Origin of the sequence: Micromonospora parastrephiae (assembly GCF_016802865.1) — a bacterium.
Lineage (GTDB): Bacteria > Actinomycetota > Actinomycetes > Mycobacteriales > Micromonosporaceae > Micromonospora > Micromonospora parastrephiae.
Genome location: NZ_JAEVHM010000102.1, coordinates 1 through 21,265, shown reverse-complemented (window position 1 = coordinate 21,265; position 21,265 = coordinate 1). Strand labels below are relative to the sequence as shown.

Here is a 21,265-nt window from a genome sequence, read left to right as displayed (position 1 = left end):
CGTCGGCCCCGACCCCCGGTCCGGCGCCCACCGCGGTCGCGCCCACGCCAGCCCCTCCGAAACCCACCGCATCGGCCACACAGACCGCGCCCGCCCCCAGCGCGACGCCGTCGCGGTCGGATCCCACGCTGCTGAGGGTCTGCCTGGATCCTCTCCAACTCCCGCTGGTGGACCGGCTGCTCTGCCCATCCGCGGCGCCGTGACTCTTCCTGCTCCGCGTCAGCTGGTGGCGCTGAAGTCGGGAACGGTCAGGGCGCCGTCCGCGCCGAGCGGGAAACCGGGGTTCCAGGCAATCTCCCACACGTGACCGTCCGGGTCGGCGAAACAGCCGGCGTAGCCGCCGTAGAACGTCTCCCGCGCCGGCTTGGTCACCTCGGCACCGGCGGCTGCCGCCGTGGCCATCAACTCGTCGACCTCCGCCCGGGAGCGGACGTTCTGGGCGAGGGCCATTCCGCCGAAGCCACCGGTGCCCGGATCATCGACGCCCGCGTCTTCGGCCAGCTTGTCCCGGCCCCAGAGGACGAGCGCCAAGCCGCCGGCCTGGAAGAAGACCGTCTCCTCGACCTCCTGGCCCCGCCAGCCGAGGTGCTGGTAGAACGCCTTGGCCCGCGCTACGTCCGTGACTCCGAGGGTGACGAGGCTGATCCGCTGCTCCATGGTCGTAACCTAACCCGCGATCACCTCGACCCGTACGACGGGCCGGCCACCAATCAGGTCAGTAATGGCATCCTGCTCCGGGCTGACCTGCACAACCTCTTGGACCGGGGACTGATCTGGATCGACGAATCGTACGTCTTGCATGTATCGACGGGTAATCAGCATTACTCCAGCTACGACGGCAAGCGCCTCCGCCTACCGGCGACAGTCGATGACCTGCCGGACCTGGGAGCGCTGCTCCGGCATAAACGCGAAGTGGCACGCATTCCTTGACGGAGTGGGAGCCGGCTGGGTTTCCCCAGCAAGCGGTCAGGCGTTCGTGTCGCCGAACTCGCGTACCTCGTCGACGTCCAGCGTGATCCGCCCGTTCTCGGTCCACTGCCCGGTGGCGGGGAGCCAGCTCGGGTCGTCGCGTTCGTCGATGTCACTCCAGCTGTGCCGGTGGTGCCGTAGCTGGATCGGCCCGGTCGACGCACCAGCTTCGAGCGTCCCGCTGGTGAAGGTCAGCTCGACCCAGCCGGGGGCGGCGGTGCCCGGGGTCGGGTAGCCCGGCGGCCCGCCCGGTGGGATGAAGAACTGCACGGTCTGCCGGATCCGGTCGCAGCCCAGTGCGGCCCAGTCGCAGTTCGGCACCAGCGAGGTGTTGCCGCCTTCGAAGCGCAGGTGGTAGCGCACCCGCACCGTCGTCAGGTCGAGCGGTCCGGTGCCGGTGTTGGTGACCCGGACGACGTGCTGGATCTGGTTGTTCGTCGGAGCCCAGTCCAGGTTGAGGTAGCTGACCGTCGCGCGGCCCGTGGCGGTCCGCACGGTGGTGGCAGGCGAGCTGTCGGAGTAGCCGCCGAGCGCTCGGGCGGCGACCGCGATCCGGTACGTCGTGCCGGGTGCCAGGTCGGTCAAGGTGATCGCGGTGTCGGTCGTGGTGCCGAGGAGGCGGTACGTGTTCGGACCCAGCGGTACCTGCACCTCGTAGCTGATGGGTCGCTCGCCGACCCAGGTGGAGGGTGTCCAGCTGAGGGTGAGCTGGTATGGCTCGTTGGCTACCACCGTCGGGCTGCCGGGGGTGCTGATCGCTGGGCCGTCGGCGCGGGCCACGCCGACGACGAGCAGGCTCGCCAGTGCGGCGACGGCGACGGCGACGGTTACGCGACGAGGACGCATGGTTGGGATGGTAAATAAGTAATCCGCCACCATCAATGTCTTTTTCCATCATCCGCGCGGCCTGGCTGGATGCAACTTCCATGTCGCAGCCGGCACTCAATACGCTTATGTGGGCATTGTTGGTGCGGCCTCACCTCAGATTTTGCGCACCACTGGTGATCACAGTGGAGCGTTCATATGCTTGTCGAGCGGTGGTTTCCATCGATTCCCCGCGTCTCGCACCCGATGCTGAGCCGGCCATGGGTGCGCCCCTCAGGTCCCTGCGCGCTCACATCGCGAGGTGTCGAATGGTCACTCCTTTCCCTTTTCGGGCAGCTTTATCCGCCGGGCTCGGCTGGCTCCTGCTCGTGTTCTCAGCTCCCGCGCCGGCCCGCGCCGCCGTGGTCGATCAGCTCGGTCTCCGACAGGAGATGGCGAATTATCTGGCCGAGCATCCGGGCGGCAGAGCGATCAACGACAACGAGATCAGTTACCAGGATGGCGCGTTCGTCGTCACCCTGCGGCGGCCCGTCGGGGTGCTCGCCACGGCCGACTGCCCCTCGGGGTGGTACTGCTTCTACGAGTTGCCCAACTTCGGCTACCCCCGGGGCCGGCTCTCCTCGTGCGGCCGACAGAACCTCGCCACCTGGCAGTGGCAGTACAGGATCGAGTCCGCGCACTACAACCTCGGCAGCGGGTCCGTGTCGTTCTACTACAACAGCACCAATCTGTTCACCATCGGCACCGGCAACCGGGTCCGCAGTGACGCCGCCCCGTACCGGGAGTGGCCGAACTATGTCGACCGGTACTGCCCCTGAGCAGGGTCAGGTGCAGTCGAGGTCGGCGGTCGTTTCGGTTCGCGTGGTGGTCAGCAGCAGGTCGTAGCTGATGAAGGAGTCGCCGGCGCCGGTCACCTCGTGGCTGAGCAGCCGCCCGTCTTCGCCGAACATCAGCGTGTCGCGCCGGCCCTCATCATCGTCGGCGCTGAACGCGTGCCCGGGTCGGTCCGCGCGGTCGAGCTGCTCCTCGCGGTAGGTGATTCCGGTCGTCGCTGCCAGGTGCAGCAGCAGCGCCGCCCGCTGACGGGGCGTCAACAGGTGGTAGCGGTGGAACGTGGCCACGCGCCGCAGCTCCCCGGCTGCGTTCCGCCGTGCCGGCGGACCCTCGGCGCGAGCCGCGCGAGCTGGTCTCGTAGCTCGGTCGCGTTCGCCGCAGGCAGGGGCAGGACCTCCGACAGCTCCCCCTCGGCGTACGTGTCGTCGTCCGGAGGCTCCGTTCGCCGCCCCGGTTCCTCGTTGACGGTGATCGAGCGACCCGACAGGCGGGAGTTCCACCAGAGGCGTACCTCCTGGAACAGGATCTTCTGATCTTCGTGCTTGTCCCTCGCCTCCAACGCCCACACCTGTCGGCAGGTGAAGGTGAAAGGACCTGGCGGCGGTGGGTCGCGCAGTTCCGCGACCTTCAGCGCGAGGTCGGTCAGTCGCTGGCTCGCCTCGTCCCGGGACGCACCGCGGTCCGCTCCCTCCGGAACGGTCCGCGTCGGCAGAGTGGTCGTTCCCCTCGGACGGTCCAATCCGATCGGCGTGGGGCAGCCGACCGCGGTGCTCAGGGACACCCCACTGAGGACGGCTGCGGTGATCAACCGCAGTCGTGTTCTCGGTATCGTCCGTCGCTTCGCCACGGACCGCGACCAGAGCAGGCCGTCGTTCAGCGGCCGGCGCGGCTGCGGTACGCCGTCCCCGAACGGCCCGGGTCGCTGCGGGTTCGATCGGTTGTTGCCGACCCAGGGGTCGGGGCGGATCGAGTTGTCCGTCGGCCCGGCGTGCGTCGCCATCGGAGCGTTGCCGGTCCGGACGGCGGTGGCCACCGGGCGGGACGGCTCGGCGTGCAGCGAGCCCTGCTCGGCGGTGACGCTGGGCGACCAGCCCAGGTCGACCCCGCCGCTGGCGGCTCGCGGCACCGGCGGTCGGGCGGGGGTACGTGGCTGCGCCGACATGTCGCTCGCGAGGCGCGGCAGCACGGGCAGCCCGGCCGGTGCGGGCCGTGCGGCCGAGGGGAAGAACTCCCCGTTGTACGCCTCGGCGGCGAGCCGGAAGCACCAACGCCGCCCGGCCTGGCTGAGGTTGTCGAACGTGGTGCAGATGAGCGCTTGGCTGATCATGGAGAGTCGGTACTGCGTCCGCCACTCCGGGCCCCAGCCGCCCTTCGCGCCGCTCTGCACGAGCAGATGGGCCGAGTTGACCAGGTCGTCCAGCAGGCGAGGCAGCGCCAGGCTGGGCCGGTCGACGATCGGGTGGAGCAGCTTGTTGACCAGTGCGTCTGCCTGCGTCGTCGGAAGCCCGGGACCGTCGGCGGCCAGCCGGGGTGCGACATGGCGCAGCACGGTGGTCAGCAGGAGGCAGACCAGATCCCGGGTGAGCGGCGCGTCCTCCGCGAAGGCGCTGAGGTCGACCAGCCGGAACGCGGTGGGTCGGGGTACGCCGTCGAGCGGGATCAGGATGTTGCCGCCGTGCAGGTCGCCGTGGGCGTACCCCTGGACGTAGTCGATCCTGGGCTCCTGCTCGGGCGCATCCGGGGCGACCAGCCGCAGCGGGTTCGGCAGGACCACACCGTCGATGACCAGCCAGTCGCTCGACGGGTCGGGCAGGCCGACGCGGGCGGCCAGGTGCGGCACCTCGGCCAGGACGCCGGCAACGGTCAGCTCACCCCGGATGTAGTCGCCGATAGTGGTGGTGCCGATCGGTCGACCCCTGAGGCCGGCGTCGCTCGGGCGCCGGTTCCAGTCGTTGAGGACCCGGTCCGTCACCGTGGCGAAGGTCGGGACAAGGTACTCCTCGTCGATGTCGTCCAGGGTGGTCACCGGGCCGCCGTCATTGGCGACCTCCTGGAACGTCATGATGCGGTCGTCGTCGACGTCCAGGCCACCGTAGGGCTGCCGCACCAGATGGCGCTTGGCGAAGTCCTCGTTGGACAGCCACGCCTGCTCGTGCCGCTCCGGCTCCTTCGTGCCCCGGCCCTGCACCTTGACGATGAGTTTCTGGGTGCTGTTGCCCGGCCCGTTGCCGCGTCGGCTGAAAGTGATGGTGACCAGGTACGCGTCGGTGAAACCGCGGGTGCGCAAGGGGCGGCTCGGAGCCCGCACCGTGCCACCACGCAACTCCGCCCAGCGACGCAGCCGTTTCGTGGCTGCCGGGTCCTGCATGAGGTCGTCGAGGCCGTCGTTCATGCCCGTCGGTCGGCCCTTCATCAGCGGGAGGTGGACAGGAACGACCGGGGGTTGTGTCGGCCGACAAGAGGGGTGCGCGGGATGTGCGCGGCCTCCGGAGATTACCTCGACTCCGGGCGAACGAGTGAGTAATTCGCAGTCACTTGTGAAACCTACTAAATGGTAGCTGGATGGTCACTTTGGAGGGTCGTTTCGTCACTTTGGGTCACATTTATTGAGCTGGATGTAGACTCGGTCACCGGGAGGGGAGGCTGATGTGACAGAGCGTACTGATTCCCTGCTCAGGCGGCAGAACCGGCCCGAGATGATGGCCCTTCTGCATGCCATGTCGGTCTGCCACACCCGGGCGCAACGGCTCGACAACCTCCGCATGGCGCTCTCTGTCGCCATCGGCGTCGCAGGTGCGGTGGTCGCCTTCACCGGCGTGTCGGCCACCGGCGTCACCGCCGTGGGGGCCCTCTGGGCCGTGCTCAACGCGACCGGGCTCGCCTCCTGGTCCACCGGCCAGATCCGCCGGGCCGCCACTCTCCAGGAGATGTTCGACGTGCGGCTGTTCGGTCTGCCCTGGAATGCGGTGGCGGCCGGCGAACCCCTCGGCCCGCAGGAGGTCAGCCGACTCGAACGGGCCTACCGGGACGACGAGCAGTACCTCCGCGACTACTACGAGATCCCGCCGCTACCGCGCCCGTACGACGTGCTCGCCTGCCAGCAGCAGAACCTCGGGTGGGGTGCCCGGGTGCGACGGCGTTACGCGTACGCGGTGCTGGCCGGCGTCGGGTTCTGGACGAGCGCGGGTGTCGTCTTCGCGGTCACCGCCGACCTGACCGTGGCCGCCCTGCTGACGCAGTGGTTCGTCCCGTCGCTCGGTGCTCTCCTGCTGGGGCTGGAGATCTACCGAGGTCAGCGTGACGTCGCCGCCGAGCGGGACCGGGCCCTCACCATTCTGCAGAACCAGGTCGTCGCCACCGCCCGGCGCGACGACGCCCCCACCGCAGCGGACCTGCTCACCCTCGCCCGGCAGACCCAGGACCTGATCTTCCACAGCAGGCGGGGGCAGGCTCGCGTACCGAACTGGTTCTTCCGCCGGTTCCACGCCGCCGACCGGGTCGACTTCCAGGCCGCGATGGGCAACCTGGCCGAGTTGCTGCGCAGACCGACCCCCCGCACCGACTGACGCACCCGCGCGGAAGACCCCTGAGCCGAGCTGCGACCGTCAGCCGTTGGGTGTCCGCGAGGCGGGCACGGTCACGTCCGCTCGCGGCAACCGTTCGCGGTGCTCCAGCGGGAGCCATTCGCCCCTGGGATCGAGCAGTTCGATGAGCGCGACGAGTTCGTTCTGCAGGAGTACCAGCCGTTCGTTTCCGCGGCGACCCCCCGCTTCCACGTCGTCCACCTCCGCCAGGAGGCGGTTGAACCAGGATGCGAATCCCGGGTCGGTCTCAAGGCGGTGGCAGAAGGCCGCGTAGCCCAGCACGTCGGTCACCGTGCCATCGGACGTCTCCACCCGGTGCAGCATGACCTCGCCGATGGCGCGCTGGTGTCCCCTGAAGACGCGGAACGGGCCGGGCAGTCCGTCGGTCGCCAGGGGGTGATGGATCCGCTGGATCGCGGCGAAGAGCTCCTTGGTGCTCTTCACCGAATCAAGATCGAGGAAGCGCTGCTCCCGGCGGAGAACCTCCAGCCAGGCCAGGTGCTCGGCGAGGACGTACACCGTGTTGTGGCGGACGTAGTACCGGTCCTCGGCGTCACCATCGTGCAGGTACGCGTGCAGGAAGTCTCGGCTGAGGACATTGTGCAGTCGAGACTGCAGCGACTCCGCTGACGACAGCAGTGGAACCCGGTACCGCCGGAACAGATCCTCCGCGAGTTCCACCTTCTCGCGGTTGCGTGCCTCGTCCTGCAGGCGGTGGGTGACGAGGGCGGTCCGGTACGTCACCGCCACGCTGATCAGCGCAACGACTGCGGACACCGCGGCGATGACGACTTCTGGCCCCATGTCGAACAGCTTGCCTGTGTCCTGCACTGGTTGGCGTGAAGGACTCGCCGATGGAACAACGCGGGGGACGTGCGGGATTCGATACCGCGATATGGCGTTCACGGCCGGTCGACGGGCGGGCCTCGGCCATAGCGTTCGGACGAGGACGAGGACGAGCCGAGGGAGGCGACCATGCAGGTGACCGACAGTGTGGTGGTGTCGGGCGAGCAGGCCCCGGTCACCGTGCGCGTCGACCGCTGGCGGGCGGGGCTGCCGCCGGACGCGTGGCCCGACAGCCTCCCGTCGACAGGCGTCATCTGGCGCTCCGACGTCTTCGCGGTGGCCGACGCGTACCGGGCTGGCTCGGCGAGCGTGCGGCAACTGCTGACCGCCGTGCTGGTCTGGGGTTACGGACCCATCGGGTACGGGCCGTGGCGCGCGGCCAGGTCACTCGGCGCCGACCCGGAGGGCGAGCGCCTGGCGTACGCGCTGGAGGAGGTGTCCACACCAGCGCCCGATGAGGAAGCGTTGCGTACGGCGTACCGCCGCTTCCGCGACCCCGACCACGCGCGGCTGCCGTGGTTGGGGCCGGGCCTGTTCACGAAGGTCCTCTACTTCGTGGGCTACCGGCGCGGGGTGGGTGGGGTGCAGCCCCTGATCCTCGACCGGCTCGTGGCCAGCCGGCTCCCCGCCGAGGCCGGTGTCGGCCGCCGGAACGGCTGGTCATCCGAGGAGTGGCTGGCCTATCTGCGCTGGGCGGCCGAGCGGCCCGGGCCAGGGGGAGTCGAGGCGGACGGGGTGGAGATGGCGGTCGTCCACGACCGGTGAGGTGGCTACGCGGCGCCGCGGAGGCGGTCGTCGAGGGCGTCGAGATCGGGGACGAACCAGATGTGCCCGGCCTGGTTCGACTCGTGCACCAGGGCGCGTAGCGCCGAGCTGTTCTCCAGCTGCGCCGAGATGTCACCGATGACGGCAAGTCGCACCCGGTAGTTGACGAACTTCTGCATCACGTCGCCGGCGAAGCGGGTGCCCAGCGAGAAGAAGCGGTCGTCGAGCCGGTTGGCCGGTACGGCGACCACCTGGGCGCCGAGGAAGGCCGCGCCGATCAGGTCCAGCGCGTCCTGTTCGGTGGCGACGGTCGGGCCGGCCGGGTCGCAGACCAGCACCGGCACGCCAACGCGTTCGTGGATCTCGTCAGGCATCGTGGACCTCCCGGTCGAGTAGGCCGTTGTCGGCGTTGAGGACGGCGTCGAGCAGGTGCAGCAGTTCGGCGGTGGCGGCCGGACCACCCAAAATGATGATCTTCATGCGGTGGCGTTCCTCGTCGTGCACCGTCTGCACGCGCAGCGGGTTGGCCTGGTCGTGGCCGGTGTTGGCGCTGGTGAGCACGAGCGTGCCGAGCCGGTCGGCGGCGGCCCGGTCGACGCCGTCGATCTGCACGATGCTCGACACCTCCGCCTGCCCGACGACGCTGGCCGCCGCCCGGGCCTGTCCGGTGAGCGCGTCGAGATCACCGGCGCCGATCCGGTACTGCTTGCCGATCCGCACCGCCCTCAACCGGCCGGAGCGGATGTAGCCCCGCACCGTCCGCACGTGCAGGCCGAGGCGGTCGGCGACCTGTTCGACCGAGTACATTTCTTCCGTCATCGTTCCCTAGCGTAGCTCGTATAGGGAAGTTTAGGTAATCATTCGGCCTGACCCGTTTGTGGCATCAGCTCCAGAGGTCTGCGCGAGACCCGCCCGTACTGTCGGACGATTCCAGTACCGTCTGGAAACCATGGACGCGCGGCTCGGCGACGCCATCATCGGGCGGGATCACCCCGCGGGTCTGCTGCGCGCCGAACTGGACCGGGCCGCCACCAGCCACGGCGGTCTCGTCCTGGTCACCGGGGAGCCGGGCATCGGGAAAACCACCCTCGTCACGTCGGCGGCACGGGACGCCCGCCAGCGCGGGGCGCTGGTGCTCGGCGCCGCCTGCTGGGATTCCGACAGCGCCCCCGGCTACTGGCCGTGGGTGCAGGTGCTACGCGCCCTGCGGCGCTCCGCCGACGACTGGGCGGTCGCACGGCCGGAGGCCGAGCCGGCCCTCGCGGCCCTGCTCGGCGAGACCGGCACGGACGACCTGCGCAGGCTCGCCGACGGCTGGGCGCCCGTCAGCGAGGATCGGGACGTCGCCGACCAGGAGGCGTTCGCCCTGTACGACGCGGTGACCGCGGCGCTGGTCGCGGTCTCCCAACGCCGACCGGTCGTGGTCGTGCTCGACGACCTGCACTGGGCCGACCCGGCCTCGCTGCGGCTGCTCGGGTTCGCCGCCCAGCACACCTGGTTCGAGCGGCTGCTGCTGATCGGCACCTACCGCGACGCGGAGGTCGAGTCGGGCGAGCACCCGCTGCGCCCCCTGCTGATGCCGCTGGTCGCGAAGTCCACCATGATCACCCTCACCGGCCTCGCCCGCGACGAGGTGGCCGCCCTGATCGCCCGGACCGCCGGGCGGGAGCCCGACGCCGGTCTGGTCGCCAAGGTGCACCGGCGCACCGGCGGCAACCCGTTCTTCGTCGAACAGACCGCCCGGCTGTGGCACGCCGACGGCACCACCGGCACCATCGCGCCCGGCGTACGGGAGGCGGTGCGACGGCGGCTGGCCCAACTGCCTGCGGCGGTGGTCGAGACACTGACCGTCGCCGCCGTGTTGGGCCGCGAGTTCCACCGACAGGTCCTGGCGGCCAGCGCGACGGCCCCGGCGGCACAGGTCGACCGGATGCTCGACCGGGCGGTGACCGCCCGGCTGGTGGTCGCCCAGGGCGGCGGCCGGTTCGCCTTCGCCCACGACCTGGTGCGGGAGACCCTCTACGACGGGCTCACCGACGACGACCGGCAGGCCCGGCACGGCGCGATCGTGCGGGCGGTCGACGACCTGCGCGAGCTCAGCGACCAGCTGATCCCGGCCGACCTGGCCCGTCACGCCTACCTGGCCGGCCCAACCCTCGACCGCGCCCGGGTCGCCGAGCTGCTGGTCGCCGCCGGGCGGCACGCGTTCGCCCGGCTGGCCACCGACGAGGCGGCGGTGCACTTCCACCGGGCACTGGAGGTCGTCCAGGACCGGACGCAACGGGTGCGCATCCTTGTCGAGTTCGGTGAGGTGCAGTATCACCACGCCGGCCGGGACGAGGCCGCGCAGCTGCTGGGCGAGGCCGCGACGCTGGCCCGCACACTCGACGAGCCGGTGCTGCTGGCCCGGGTCGCGCTCATCGTGTACCGCTCCCGTCAGGTGGAGACCGTGCGCTCGTTGGAGTCGGCGGAACTGGTGCGGGAGGCGTACCGGCGGCTCATCGGCGAGCCCGACGCCGACGCGTCGGTCGGCACGCTGATCGCCGACCTGATCACCGCCACCGAGACGATCGCCCGCCGAGGGCAGGACGACGAGGCGCTCACCTTCAGCCTCTGGGCCCGCCACGACACCACCTGGGGGCTCGGCACCGCCGCCGCCCGGGCCGAGCTGACCGCCGAGATCCGAGCCGTGGCCCGCCGGACCGGAGACCGGCAGACCGAGCTGTGGGCCACCTCGCTGCGCTGGGTGGCGCTGCTGGAGCTGGACGACCCCCGATTCGTCGAGGAGTTCCGCGCGTTCGTCGCCGCCAACCAGCAGGGCGACCTCGCCCGGCACCGGATGGCGGCGACCATCGACAGCGGGATCATCGCGGCATTCCGGGGTGACTTCGCCGAGGCCGACGAACGGTTCGTCGTCCTCACCGACATCGCCGATCCGAGCCACGCCGAGTTCGCCTTCATGGGCCATCACCTGCTCTGGTCCCGGCTGCTGCTCCAGGGCCGGTTCGCCGAGGTCGACAGCCTGCTGGACGGGCTGGCCCCGGCCGACTACCCCTACCGGGAGCTGCTGCGGGCGATCAGCGCGGCCGAACGCGGCGACGATAAGACGGCCGTCCGACTGACCGCCGGCATCGAGGCGACCGGCACCCGCTATCCGCGTCCGGTGTCGCCGCTCTGGGCGCGGCTGCGCGCGCAGGCCGCCGCCGCATCCGGTGATCCGCGTCGCTGCGACGAGGCGCGGGCCGCGCTCGTCCCGCACCGTGGCCAGTGGGCGGTGGGGCTCTTCGGCTGCGACATCAGCGGCCCCGTCGACCACTGGCTGGCGCTGATCGACGCCGCTCAGGAACGCTGGGACGACGCCGTCGCCGGCTTCACGGCCGCCCGTGACTCCGCCGAGCGGTTGGGCTCCCGGCCCTGGTCGCTGATCGCCCGCGCGGGTCTCGCGAAGGCCCTCGCCGGCCGCAACCACCCCGGCGATGCCGAGACGCTGGCCGCGCTGCGCGCCGCCGCCGTCCAGGAAGCAACCGCGCTCGGGATGACGCAGGTGCTCCACCAGCTCGGCGTCCCAACCCCCAGCGCCGCACGCCAGCTCGACGCGCCCGGCCAGGCCGCGCCGGCGGCGCCCGCGATCGAGGGGTACGAGTTTCGGCGCGACGGCCCGGTCTGGCAGCTCGCGTACGGCGGTGTCGTGGTGCACCTGCCCGACGCCAAGGGGCTGCACGACCTGAACCTACTGCTGAGCCGGCCGGGCAGCGACGTGCCGGCGGTGGAGCTGCTCGACCCGGCCGCCGGGCCGGAGCTGGTCGCCGCCCGCCGGATGGGTGGCGACCCGGTCCTCGACGACGAGGCGAAGGCCCGCTACCGGCGGCACCTGGCACGCCTCGACGAGGAGATCGACCGGGCCGCCGCGCGTGACGACGAGCGGAAGGTGGCCGCGCTGGACGCCGAGCGCGGCGCGCTGCTCGACGAACTGCGCGCCGCGGCGGGGTTGGCCGGTCGGAGCCGCCGGCTGGGCGACGAGGCCGAGCGGGCCCGTAAGACGGTGACCGCGCGGATCCGGGACACCCTGCGCAAGCTCGACGATCGCCACCCGGCGCTGGCCAGCCACCTGCGCGAGTCCGTCTCGACCGGCAGCACCTGCCGTTACCTACCGCCCAACCCACCGCCCTGGCGGCTGTGAGACCGGTCGACGGGCGCCGCCACGGCCGTGGCAGCGCCCGTCGGAAGGGCCGGGTCAGCGGCGGTTGTACTTGTACATCGTCAGCGTGCCGAAGACGAGCACGAAGCCGGCGCTCCAGGCCAGCAGCCACATCGTGGCCGACGGGTCCGACGAGCCGGACATCACCGCACGGACCGAGGCGACCAGCTGGCTCACCGGGTTGACGTTCACGAACGCCTGGAGCCAGCCGGGCATCGTGCTCGGCTCGACGAAGACGTTGCTGAGGAACGTCAGCGGGAACAGCACCATCATGCTGACCCCCATCACCGACTTCTCGCTGCGCAGGATCAGCCCGAAGAACGTCCACACCCAGGAGAACGCGAACGAGAAGATCACCAGCAGTCCGATGCCCGCGGCGACCCCGGCGACCCCGCCGTCGGGACGGAACCCGAGCGCCAGCCCGACGCCGAGGATCACCACGGCGGCGAGGATGTAGCGCAGCACGTCGCCGAAGATCATGCCGACCAGGGCGGCCGGCCGCCAGACGGGCAGCGTCCGGAAGCGGTCGAAGACGCCCTTCTCGATGTCGGTGTTGAGGCCGACGCCCGTGTACATGGTGATCATGACGACGCTTGTCACCATGATGCCGGGCAGGAAGAACTGCAGGTAGTCACGCGGGCTGTCGGCGAGGGCGCCGCCGAACAGGTACGTGAACATCAGCACCATGATGATCGGGAACGCGGTCACGTCGAAGAGCTGCTCCGGCACGTGCTTGATCTTCAGCAGGGCCCGCCAGCCGAAGGTGAGCGACGCGCCCAGCGCGCTCGGCCGGGGCGGCCGGGCGCCGGGCGCGAGGACGGTCGCCAGCGCCTCGGCGGACGGAACGTAGACCGACGGCGCCCGTTCGGTCGTGGTGGTGGCGTTGCTCATCGGGCTGCCTCCAGCTCGTCGTCGCGCTCGTCGGCCGACACGGCCGGATGATCGGTCAGGGCCAGGAAGACCTCGTCCAGGCTGGGCTGGCCGAGGGAGAAGTCGTCGACGACGATGCCGGCGCGGGCCAGGTCACCGAGCGCGCGGGCGGCCTGGGCGCTGGCGTCGAGGTCGCTGCCGGCCTCGCCCACCCGGGCGGTCAACGCCACCGGATCGGCGGCGAGCTGCACCGGCACGTTGAGCGCCTCCCGGAGCACCTTCTCCGCCTGGGGTCGCTGACCGGGGTCGCGCAGTCGCAGGTGGACGGTGCCGGAGCCGACCGACGACTTCAGCTCGCCCGGGGTGCCCTCCGCGATCACCCGGCCGTGGTCGACGACCGCGATCCGCCCGGCGAGCTGGTCGGCCTCGTCGAGGTACTGGGTGGTCAGCAGCACGGTCGTCCCGTGCGACACCACGGCCCGGACGATCTCCCACACCTGGTTGCGGCTGCGCGGGTCGAGACCTGTCGTCGGCTCGTCGAGGAAGAGCAGGTCGGGCGTGTTGAGGATGCTCGCGGCGATGTCGATACGTCGTCGCATGCCGCCCGAGTACTTCTTCACCTGGCGGTCGCTCGCCTCGGTCAGACCGAACGCGGCGAGCAGGGCCGCCGCACGGTCGCGGGCGGCCGGCTTGCGCAGGCCGAGCAGGCGGGCCAGGAGCACCAGGTTCTCCGTACCGGTCAGATCCTCGTCGACCGAGGCGTACTGGCCGGTGAGGCTCACCCGGCCGCGAACCGTGTCGGCCTCGGTGACCACGTCGTGCCCGAAGACCCGCGCGGTGCCGCCGTCGGGGCGCAGCAGCGTCGCGAGCACTCGGACGGCCGTGGTCTTGCCCGCCCCGTTCGGGCCGAGCAGACCGTAGACGGTGCCGGCGGGCACCTGAAGGTCCATGCCGGCCAGCGCCCGGGTCTCCCCGAACGAGCGGGTGAGCCCCTCGGCCTCGATGGCCAGGCCGGTGGTGCGTCTACTCATGATCCTTACCTTTCGTCGGGCGTGTTCAGGAGACGTATGGCCGTGCCGCGCGGCCGTCGCGCAACGCCAGACCCCACCAGCGGAGCTGGTCGAGCAGGACGTTGGTGTCGTGGCGCAGCTCGTCGGTGCACTGCGGTGTCGGCTCGCCGGCGAGCAGGTCGATGCCGACGACGTCGCGCACCGTCATCGCGTGCAACGCGGTGAAGACCGTGCGAAGTTGGTCGACCGCGTGCAGACCCGTGGACCGGCAGCCGTACGACACGAAGCCGACCGGCTTGGCCTGCCACTCGTCGTACGCATAGTCGATCGCCTGTTTCAGGGGTGCCGGGAAGCTGTGGTTGTACTCGGGGGTGACCACGACGAACGCGTCCGCCCGGCCCACCGCACGCACGAAGGCCTGGATGGACGCGGTCGGCGCGGCCGGGTAGCGGGCCGGGAAGTCGTACTCGCTGAGGTCAACGACCGTCACCGTCAGGTCGTCGTGCCGCTTCGCCTGTTCGACGAACCAGTGGGCGACCCGGTCGCCGGCCCGCCCCTCCCGGGTGCTGCCGACGATCACGGCGATTCGCAACGGTGTCATCGCCACCTCCTCCCAGCCTCCAGGCGCGAGGTGACGGCCGACCGCCCGCTAGATCGGATCTAGCGGGCGGTGTTTCGGGGCCGGAATGTCGGTGGGATCGGCTTGACTGGGGCTGACGAACAGGGGGGTCGCATGGTCCAGGTACGCATCGAGCCGTGGCGCGAGGGTGACCTCGACCTGCTGCGACAGCTCAACTCACCGGACACCCGCAAGCACACCGGCGGGCCGGAGACCGACGAGCAGGTGCTCGCCCGGCACGACCGGTACGTGCACTTCGCCGACACCGGCCAGGGGTGCATGTTCACCGTGGTGCTGCCGGACGGCGCGCGGGCGGGCAGCGTCGGCTACTGGGCCCGCGAGTGGCGCGACCAACCGGTGTACGAGCTGGGCTGGGCGGTGCTGCCCGCGTACCGGGGGCAGGGGCTGGCGACCGGTGCGGTGCGCGCGGCCCTCGACGTGGCCCGCGCTCGACGGGACCGGCGCTACGCGCACGCGTACCCGTCGGTGGACAACCCCGCCTCGAACGCGGTCTGCCGCAAGGCCGGCTTCACGCTGCTGGGCGAGACGGGTTTCGAGTACCCGCCGGGGCGGATGATGCGCGCCAACGACTGGCAGTTCGACCTGACCGCCCCGCCGACCGACGGCTGACGTCGGCGGGGCGGCCCAGCGCAGGTCACCAGGTGGTGTCGAGGCGGTGCCGCTGCTCGGCGGTCAACTCCAGCTCCACCGCGGCGAGGCTCTCCTCCAGTTGAGCCACCGAGGAGGCGCCCACCAGCGGGATCGACGGCAGGTCGCCGCCCAGCAACCAGGCGAGCACCACCTGGTTGACCGTCGCGCCGGTCTGCCCGGCCACCTCCCGCAGCGCGGCCAGCCGCCGGGGCGCGCTCGGCAGGTCGTACGCGTCGCTGAGCGGCTTGTCCGCCCGGGTGAACGCCCCCTTGAGCAGCGGCGAGTACGCCACCAGGGTCAGCTCCGGCTCGGCGCGCAGGTAGCTGAGCAGGTCGCCGCTGACACCGCCCGGCTCGCCGTCCGGATCCAGCGCGCTGGCCAGGTCGGTGCGGTTGGGCAGGTAGCTGCGGTGGTACTGGAGCACCTCGTACCCCGGCAGGCCGGCGGCTGCGGCGAGCGCGCGGGCCCGTTCCACCCGCCACGCGCGGTGGTTGCTCGCGCCCAGCAGGCCCACCGTCCCCTCGGCGACCAGCTCGGCGAAGCCTTCCACGGTCTCCGCGAGCGGCACCGTCCGGTCCTCGATGTGCGCGTAGAGCAGGTCCAGCCGATCCACCCCGAGCCGGTCCCGGCTGCGCTCCGCCGACTCGCGGATCACCTTCGCCGACAGGCCCTCGGCGTTGTCCAGATAGCTGGTGCCCGGGGCGAGTGGGCGGGCGCCCAGCTTGGTGGCGATGACGATCTCGGCGCCGACGCCCCGGCTGCGTCGCCACCGTCCGAGCAGCTCCTCACTCTGCCCGCCCTGGGAGCCGTCGACCCAGAACGCGTAGTTGTCCGAGGTGTCGATGAAGGTGCCGCCCGCCTCGACGTACCGGTCGAGGATCGCGTACGAGGTGGCCTCGTCGGTGGCGCTGCCGAACAGCATGGCACCGAGGCTGAGCACGCTGACCTCGCGCCGGGTCGCCGGGTCGGTGCCGATGGTGCGGTACCGCATGAGGTGTCTCCTTCCGTGCGCCCTACCGGCGGGCGCCCCGGGGATCACCCTGACGGCTGGAGTGCGCTCCAGGTCAAGCGCTCGTTCACCAGGGCAGCACGCCGTACCCGCCGCCGGCGTCCATCTGGAAGCCCCAGAGCAGCCCGCTCGGCCCGTCGGCCGGCAGCGTCGCCAGGTGCACGCTCACCTCCGCACCCTGCTCGGCGGTACGGAAGCCGTTGTTGCCGTTCAGGTCGGTGGCGCAGTAGCCGGGGTTCGCCGCGTTCACCTTGATTCCGGTGTCCCGCAGTTCCTTGGCGTACATGGCGGTGAGCATGTTCAGCGCAGCCTTCGACGACGGATACGGCACGGAGGTCAACTCGAACAGCGCGCCGGCCGGGTCGGTCATCACCGCGATCGAGCCGACCTCGCTGGAGACGTTGACGATGCGGCCTGCGGGTGCCCGGTGCAGCAGCGGCAGCAGCGCGTTGGTCACCGCCACCACCCCGAACACGTTCGTCTCGTACAGCCGGCGCATCGTCGCCACGGTCGTCTCGCTGGGCAGCCCGCGCGTGCCGTCGGCGAGGACGATGCCGGCGTTGTTGACCAGCACGTCGAGTCGGCCGTACTCCGTCTGCACGAACGTCGCCGTGGTCTGCACCGACTCGGCGTCGGTGATGTCGAGCGGCACGAACACCGCGTCCGCGCCGCCGTCGCGCAACGCCCGCTCCGCGGCCCGGCCCCGCTCCGCTTCCCGTGCGCCGACCAGCACGGTCATCCCGAGGGCACCGAGCTGTCGGGCGGTGGCGAAGCCGATCCCCTTGTTGGCCCCGGTGATCAGGGCGGTCATGTTCGTCATGCCGTCGAGCCTGTCCCCGCCGGCTGATCCCCGGGAGGGACGGGCCGATGCTGGGACCGGCGGTACCACCTTCGCGGGCGCGACGCGGGGCATGCTGGGGGCATGACGAGCAACGGCCTGCGGCGGGACGAACTGGCGGCGTTCCTGCGCACCCGTCGTGCCCGCCTCAGCCCCGCCGAGGTCGGCCTCCCCGAGGGTGTACGCCGGCGCACCCCGGGCCTGCGTCGGCAGGAGGTCGCCCAGCTCGCGGGGATGTCGATCGACTACTACATCCGGCTGGAGCAGGGCCGGGGGCCGCACCCGTCCCGGCAGGTGCTCGCCTCGATGGCCCGGGCTCTGCTGCTGAGCCGCGACGAGCGTGAGTACCTGTTCCGGATCGCCGGGGAGAACCCGCCACCGACCGTCGGCCCGAGCCGCGAGGTGACCCCCGGCCTACGGCACCTGCTCGACGCGATGACCGAGACTCCGGCGTACCTCGTCGACGCCGCCTACCACGTGCTGGCCTGGAACCGCCTGGCCACGTACTTCGTGGGAGATCTCGCGGCCGTGCCGGACGCGGATCGCAACATGATCCGCTGGACGTTCCGGCAGCCGGTGACCGAGGCCCACTCGGCCGATGCCGACGTACGCCGGTTCGTGCACGGCACGGTGGCGGACCTGCGCGCCGCCTACGGTCGCTACCCCGGCGACCCCGCGATCCGCGAGCTGGTCACCGAACTGCTCGGCGTTTCGCCGTCGTTCGCCCGGCTCTGGGCCGAGCACGAGGTCGAGGAACGCCGTCCGGTGATCAAGCGGGTGCCGCATCCCGACCTGGGGCCGTTGGAGTTCGAGTGCCGTGTGCTGCTGGTGCCGGAGACCGAGCAGCGGATGATCGTCTACGTTCCCGAGCCCGGCTCGCCGACGCACGCGGTGTTCCGGCGGCTCGCCGAGCGTGTCGGCTCCTGACTTCGCAGACGAGCGCTATACCTCACAGCCATATTTATGACTGTGAGGTATAGCGCCCGTCGGGACATCACCCGCCGGGCGGCGGGCTCAGGTCAGCGGGGGACGTAGGCGAACGTGTCCGGGTTCGGGCCCTGCCGCCCGGCCTCGCCCTTGTCCAGTTCGGTGATCCGCTCCATCGCCGCGTCGTCCAGCTCGAAGTCGAAGATCCGGGTGTTCTCCTCGATCCGCTTCGGGGTGGTCGACTTCGGGAAGATGATGTCGCCGCGCTGCACGTGCCAGCGCAGCACCACCTGGGCCGGGGTGCGGCCGAGCTGTTCGGCGATGTCGACCACCGTCGGGTCGTCGAGCACCTTGCCCTGCGCGATGGGCGACCACGCCTCGGTGAGGATGTTGTGCTCGCGGCCGTACGCGCGGACCTCCTCGTTGCCGAAGTACGGGTGCGCCTCGATCTGGTTGACCGACGGCACCACGCTCGCCTCGTCGGCCAGCCGCCGCAGGTGCGACACCTGGAAGTTCGACACGCCGATCGAGCGGGCCCGGCCGTCGCGCTGGAACTCCTCCAGCACCTTCCAGGTCGAGACGTAGTCGCCGTCGTACAGGGTCGGCAGCGGCCAGTGGATCAGGAACAGGTCGATGTAGTCCATCTTCAGCGCCGCGAGCGTCGAGTCGAACGCCTTACGGGCGTCGTCCGGGCGGTGGAAGCCGTTGTTCAGCTTGCTGGTCACGTAAACCGCGCCCCGGTCGAGGCCGGACACGCGTACCGCCTCGCCGACCTCGGCCTCGTTGCCGTACATCTCGGCGGTGTCGATGTGCCGGTAGCCCACCTCAAGCGCGGTGGTCACCGCCGCGACGGTGTCCTTCGGCTCGATCTGGAACACCCCGAAGCCGAGCTGCGGAATGGTGGTGCCGTCGTTCAGGCTGATGTCGGGAATCGTGTTTGCCACTGCGGCTCCTTCGCGTCTTCGTTACCCGTCATCCATACCCGGGCGGGTGGGCGATTCACCGCCCAACACGGGGTGACGAGCGCAACGGCGAACCGGATCACCCTGTCGTGTCGAAGAGCACCGGCCACGGCCGCGCCGCCGGCACCGAGGGCGGCGCCGGCGGGGCCGGTTCGGCGGCGGCGAGCACGTCGGCGGCGAGTTGCCCGACCATCGGCGCCGCCGGATGCGCCGACCGGTCCGGCCAGGCCGCCGACGCCCGAAGTGCAGCTCGCGGGCGACCACCACGAAGTGCCGCAGGTGCCGGAGCAGGTCCACGGCCGGACCCTACGCCAACGCCGGTCCGACTCCGCTGGATACCGTGCGGGAGTGGACGTGGGCGAACGCATCGGGGGCATCTTCGCCGACGCCGGCGTGACGGCCAGCCTGCACGTCGTGGACCTGGACGGCGCCGACCGGGAGGTCGCGGTGCGGGCCGACGAGCAGGTGGTGATCGCGTCGATCTTCAAGATCCTGCTGGTGCTGGAGTTCGCCCGGCAGGTCGAGGCCGGTCAGGTCGATCCCGCCGAGCGTGTCCTGGTCACCGCCGCGGACCTGCTGCTGCGCACACCACCTCCAGCACGGCCCGGGAGATCACCCGGCTGCTCACGCTGATCTGGCGGGACGAGGCCGGCCCGGCGGCGGCGTGCGCGATGGTCCGCACCTGGATGGCCCGGCAGATCTTCTGGACCCGCCTGGCTGCCGGCTTCCCGCCCGGCGTACGGGTGTCCGGCAAGACCGGCGCCCTGCCCGGACTGCACCTGGAGGCCGGGGCCGCCGAGTATCCCGACGGCGGCCGGTACGCCATCGCCGTCTTCGCCCGCGCCGACGAGTTGGCCCATCGTCGGATCGACGTCGACCTGGCGGAGACGCCGCTGGAGAACCCGCCGCCGGTCGCCACGAACGACCGTGAGCGGTTGAACGACATGATCGCGGCGGTGCGCCGGATCTCGCCGCGCAGCCGGGTGCTGGTGCCCGAGTACGAGACCGCGTACCACTTCTGACCGGCCCAAGGCGGTGGTCACGACCGCCGCGACCACCCGCCACAGTCAGGCGGCGGCCATCTCCGCCAGCGCCCGCACCGACTTCCAGTTCCGCGTGGTGGCCACGACGCCGAGCTTCTTCTCCAGGTACATGTTGTTGAACCTCGACCGCCCGTAACCGTCGTCGACGTAGTGCAGGAAGACCTCCCGGCCGGTCACCGTGAACGACACGTTCTCGCCGCCGGGCACGCTGAGGGCGTCCACGGTGGACTTCGCCGGCGCGGTGCGCAGAAACGCCACCAGCAGCCTCTTCGGGTCGTCCTCCCGGTCGACGTACGGGTTGCCGCCGGCCACCGCCGCCAGCTCGCGGGCGCTGCGCACCAGCACCGGCACGGTCAGCCCCAACTCGTCGGCGAGCGCCCGCTCGATCCCGTCGGCCAGCTTCTCGGCGTCGCGCACGCTGCTGCCGAACACGGCGTTACCGCTCTGCAGGTACGTCCTGACGTCGTCGTGCCCGAGGTCGCTGACGATCCGGCGCAGATCGGCCATCGCGAGCCGGGTGCTACCGACGTTGACCCCGCGCAGCAGGGCGACGTACCGGGTCATGGGCTCCTCCTCGGATGCGGACGGTCCGCTCAGCGTAGGTCGCCCGGCCCGATCAGCACCGTCGGGTGAGCACGCCTCCCCGCGAGGGCGGTCGGGCCGCTACCGTCCACGGATGCGATCCGCGCGCCCGGTCGGGCTGCTCCTCGGCGCCGCCGCCGTGCTGCTCTGGGCGGTCGGCGTGACCGTGCTGCAACCGTTGGCCGAGCCGATCGGCCCGTGGTCGGAGCGGCTGCCGGGCAACAACGCCTACTGGGCACGGGACCTGCGGTTCGTGACGGTCGCCGCGATCGTGCTCGGGTTGCTGCTGGCCGGCCGGGGGCAGCCGAGGTGGAGCGGTCCGGCCGTGGTGCTCGGCGGTCTCTGGATCGCGGCCGACGTGGCGATCGACCGGGCCGACCCGGCCGGTACGGGGTCGACCGTGCTGCTCGCCGCCGGCGGTTGGGCGGTGCTCGGCGTACTCGCGGCGGGCCTGTCCTGGTGGGCGCGCGGTGCGCCGCCGCCCGCGACCGACCGGAGGGTGCTGACCGGCGCGGCCTGCGTGGCCGGGGTGCTCGCGGTGGTGGCCGCCGGGATCGAGTCACCGACGACCGGGAGCCGGAGCTGACGCCGGCGGCCTTCGCCACCGGCGTACTCCTGGTCGCCCTGACCGTCGGCGCCGCCCTGGCGGCGGCTCCGGCCCGCAACCGGGGCCGCTGCGTGCTTGCAGCCGGGATCGGCGCGGTCGCCGTGGCCGGTGTCGCACTGGTCCGGG

Annotated in this window: 24 protein-coding genes; 10 read left to right on the top strand and 14 right to left on the bottom strand. The window is 71.3% G+C overall.

Annotation, left to right across the window (positions count from 1 at the left end):
- Window positions 1-219: 219 nt before the first annotated feature.
- Window positions 220-657, bottom strand: coding sequence for a VOC family protein (locus JNW91_RS19690; protein WP_203177006.1), 438 nt, complete (start codon window positions 655-657; stop codon window positions 220-222).
- Here JNW91_RS19690 and JNW91_RS33970 point away from each other — a divergent pair.
- A complete protein-coding gene (locus tag JNW91_RS33970; protein WP_203177005.1) occupies window positions 586-930 on the top strand; it encodes an HNH endonuclease in 345 nt (114 codons plus the stop codon). The genes JNW91_RS19690 and JNW91_RS33970 overlap by 72 nt on opposite strands.
- A gap of 36 nt (window positions 931-966) precedes the next feature.
- Here JNW91_RS33970 and JNW91_RS19680 read toward each other — a convergent pair whose 3' ends face one another.
- Window positions 967-1,815: a fibronectin type III domain-containing protein gene (locus JNW91_RS19680; protein WP_203177004.1), complete on the bottom strand. Its 849-nt coding sequence runs from the start codon at window positions 1,813-1,815 to the stop codon at window positions 967-969.
- A 410-nt stretch (window positions 1,816-2,225) separates the two neighbouring features.
- Between JNW91_RS19680 and JNW91_RS19675 the strand changes: the two genes are divergently transcribed.
- The gene (locus tag JNW91_RS19675; RefSeq protein ID WP_203177003.1) at window positions 2,226-2,612 is read left to right on the top strand and encodes a peptidase inhibitor family I36 protein; all 387 of its coding nucleotides are present in this window, start codon (window positions 2,226-2,228) and stop codon (window positions 2,610-2,612) included.
- Between the two features lie 6 nt (window positions 2,613-2,618).
- Here the strand turns inward: JNW91_RS19675 and JNW91_RS19670 are convergent, their stop codons facing one another.
- Together JNW91_RS19670 and JNW91_RS19665 are read right to left on the bottom strand one after the other, a co-directional pair.
- Entirely contained in the window at window positions 2,619-2,915 is a 297-nt protein-coding gene (locus JNW91_RS19670; protein WP_203177002.1) for a hypothetical protein, read from the bottom strand.
- Entirely contained in the window at window positions 2,885-5,041 is a 2,157-nt protein-coding gene (locus tag JNW91_RS19665; RefSeq protein WP_203177001.1) for a hypothetical protein, read from the bottom strand. Before JNW91_RS19665 ends, JNW91_RS19670 begins: the two co-directional genes overlap by 31 nt.
- Window positions 5,042-5,276: 235 nt before the next feature.
- Here JNW91_RS19665 and JNW91_RS19660 point away from each other — a divergent pair, with 235 nt between their 5' ends.
- Complete coding sequence (locus tag JNW91_RS19660; protein ID WP_203177000.1) at window positions 5,277-6,194, top strand: S-4TM family putative pore-forming effector; 918 nt, start codon at window positions 5,277-5,279, stop codon at window positions 6,192-6,194.
- 39 nt (window positions 6,195-6,233) lie between these two features.
- On the opposite strand, the gene JNW91_RS19655 is transcribed toward JNW91_RS19660, so the two are convergent.
- Complete coding sequence (locus JNW91_RS19655) at window positions 6,234-7,016, bottom strand: hypothetical protein (RefSeq protein ID WP_203176999.1); 783 nt, start codon at window positions 7,014-7,016, stop codon at window positions 6,234-6,236.
- Window positions 7,017-7,187: 171 nt separating this feature from the next.
- Here JNW91_RS19655 and JNW91_RS19650 point away from each other — a divergent pair, with 171 nt between their 5' ends.
- The gene (locus JNW91_RS19650) at window positions 7,188-7,823 is read left to right on the top strand and encodes an 8-oxoguanine DNA glycosylase OGG fold protein (protein ID WP_203176998.1); all 636 of its coding nucleotides are present in this window, start codon (window positions 7,188-7,190) and stop codon (window positions 7,821-7,823) included.
- A 5-nt stretch (window positions 7,824-7,828) separates the two neighbouring features.
- Here JNW91_RS19650 and JNW91_RS19645 read toward each other — a convergent pair whose 3' ends face one another.
- Together JNW91_RS19645 and JNW91_RS19640 are read right to left on the bottom strand one after the other, a co-directional pair.
- Window positions 7,829-8,197, bottom strand: coding sequence for a DUF4180 domain-containing protein (locus JNW91_RS19645; RefSeq protein ID WP_203176997.1), 369 nt, complete (start codon window positions 8,195-8,197; stop codon window positions 7,829-7,831).
- Complete coding sequence (locus tag JNW91_RS19640) at window positions 8,190-8,642, bottom strand: helix-turn-helix domain-containing protein (protein ID WP_203176996.1); 453 nt, start codon at window positions 8,640-8,642, stop codon at window positions 8,190-8,192. Before JNW91_RS19640 ends, JNW91_RS19645 begins: the two co-directional genes overlap by 8 nt.
- Before the next feature lie 130 nt (window positions 8,643-8,772).
- On the opposite strand from JNW91_RS19640, the gene JNW91_RS19635 reads away from it, so the two are divergent.
- Window positions 8,773-12,003, top strand: a complete 3,231-nt coding sequence (locus JNW91_RS19635) for an ATP-binding protein (RefSeq protein WP_203176995.1) — start codon at window positions 8,773-8,775, stop codon at window positions 12,001-12,003.
- Window positions 12,004-12,057: 54 nt separating this feature from the next.
- Here the strand turns inward: JNW91_RS19635 and JNW91_RS19630 are convergent, their stop codons facing one another.
- The 3 genes from JNW91_RS19630 to JNW91_RS19620 are packed head-to-tail and all read right to left on the bottom strand — an operon-like array spanning window position 12,058 to window position 14,502.
- Window positions 12,058-12,912, bottom strand: a complete 855-nt coding sequence (locus JNW91_RS19630; RefSeq protein ID WP_203176994.1) for an ABC transporter permease — start codon at window positions 12,910-12,912, stop codon at window positions 12,058-12,060.
- Window positions 12,909-13,922, bottom strand: coding sequence for an ATP-binding cassette domain-containing protein (locus JNW91_RS19625; protein ID WP_203176993.1), 1,014 nt, complete (start codon window positions 13,920-13,922; stop codon window positions 12,909-12,911). Before JNW91_RS19625 ends, JNW91_RS19630 begins: the two co-directional genes overlap by 4 nt.
- 25 nt (window positions 13,923-13,947) lie before the next feature.
- A complete protein-coding gene (locus JNW91_RS19620; protein WP_203176992.1) occupies window positions 13,948-14,502 on the bottom strand; it encodes an NADPH-dependent FMN reductase in 555 nt (184 codons plus the stop codon).
- Between the two features lie 132 nt (window positions 14,503-14,634).
- Here JNW91_RS19620 and JNW91_RS19615 point away from each other — a divergent pair, with 132 nt between their 5' ends.
- The gene (locus tag JNW91_RS19615; protein WP_203176991.1) at window positions 14,635-15,150 is read left to right on the top strand and encodes a GNAT family N-acetyltransferase; all 516 of its coding nucleotides are present in this window, start codon (window positions 14,635-14,637) and stop codon (window positions 15,148-15,150) included.
- Between the two features lie 25 nt (window positions 15,151-15,175).
- On the opposite strand, the gene JNW91_RS19610 is transcribed toward JNW91_RS19615, so the two are convergent.
- Together JNW91_RS19610 and JNW91_RS19605 are read right to left on the bottom strand one after the other, a co-directional pair.
- Window positions 15,176-16,162 (bottom strand): aldo/keto reductase, encoded by a 987-nt coding sequence (locus tag JNW91_RS19610; RefSeq protein WP_203176990.1) that lies wholly within the window; start codon window positions 16,160-16,162, stop codon window positions 15,176-15,178.
- Between the two features lie 85 nt (window positions 16,163-16,247).
- Window positions 16,248-17,000 (bottom strand): SDR family oxidoreductase, encoded by a 753-nt coding sequence (locus JNW91_RS19605; RefSeq protein ID WP_203176989.1) that lies wholly within the window; start codon window positions 16,998-17,000, stop codon window positions 16,248-16,250.
- Between the two features lie 102 nt (window positions 17,001-17,102).
- Here JNW91_RS19605 and JNW91_RS19600 point away from each other — a divergent pair, with 102 nt between their 5' ends.
- Window positions 17,103-17,945, top strand: coding sequence for a helix-turn-helix transcriptional regulator (locus JNW91_RS19600; protein WP_203176988.1), 843 nt, complete (start codon window positions 17,103-17,105; stop codon window positions 17,943-17,945).
- A gap of 92 nt (window positions 17,946-18,037) precedes the next feature.
- On the opposite strand, the gene JNW91_RS19595 is transcribed toward JNW91_RS19600, so the two are convergent.
- On the bottom strand, window positions 18,038-18,889 hold the full coding sequence (locus JNW91_RS19595) for an aldo/keto reductase (protein ID WP_203176987.1): 852 nt from the start codon (window positions 18,887-18,889) through the stop codon (window positions 18,038-18,040).
- A gap of 372 nt (window positions 18,890-19,261) precedes the next feature.
- Between JNW91_RS19595 and JNW91_RS33650 the strand changes: the two genes are divergently transcribed.
- Both JNW91_RS33650 and JNW91_RS32485 read left to right on the top strand, forming a co-directional pair.
- Window positions 19,262-19,540, top strand: coding sequence for a serine hydrolase (locus JNW91_RS33650; protein WP_309244426.1), 279 nt, complete (start codon window positions 19,262-19,264; stop codon window positions 19,538-19,540).
- Window positions 19,519-19,929, top strand: coding sequence for a serine hydrolase (locus tag JNW91_RS32485; protein WP_309244427.1), 411 nt, complete (start codon window positions 19,519-19,521; stop codon window positions 19,927-19,929). The genes JNW91_RS33650 and JNW91_RS32485 overlap by 22 nt, the downstream gene beginning before the upstream one ends.
- A 45-nt stretch (window positions 19,930-19,974) precedes the next feature.
- Here JNW91_RS32485 and JNW91_RS19580 read toward each other — a convergent pair whose 3' ends face one another.
- Window positions 19,975-20,514 (bottom strand): DUF1697 domain-containing protein, encoded by a 540-nt coding sequence (locus JNW91_RS19580; RefSeq protein ID WP_203176986.1) that lies wholly within the window; start codon window positions 20,512-20,514, stop codon window positions 19,975-19,977.
- Between the two features lie 112 nt (window positions 20,515-20,626).
- On the opposite strand from JNW91_RS19580, the gene JNW91_RS19575 reads away from it, so the two are divergent.
- A complete protein-coding gene (locus JNW91_RS19575; RefSeq protein WP_203176985.1) occupies window positions 20,627-21,118 on the top strand; it encodes a hypothetical protein in 492 nt (163 codons plus the stop codon).
- Window positions 21,119-21,265: the final 147 nt, after the last annotated feature.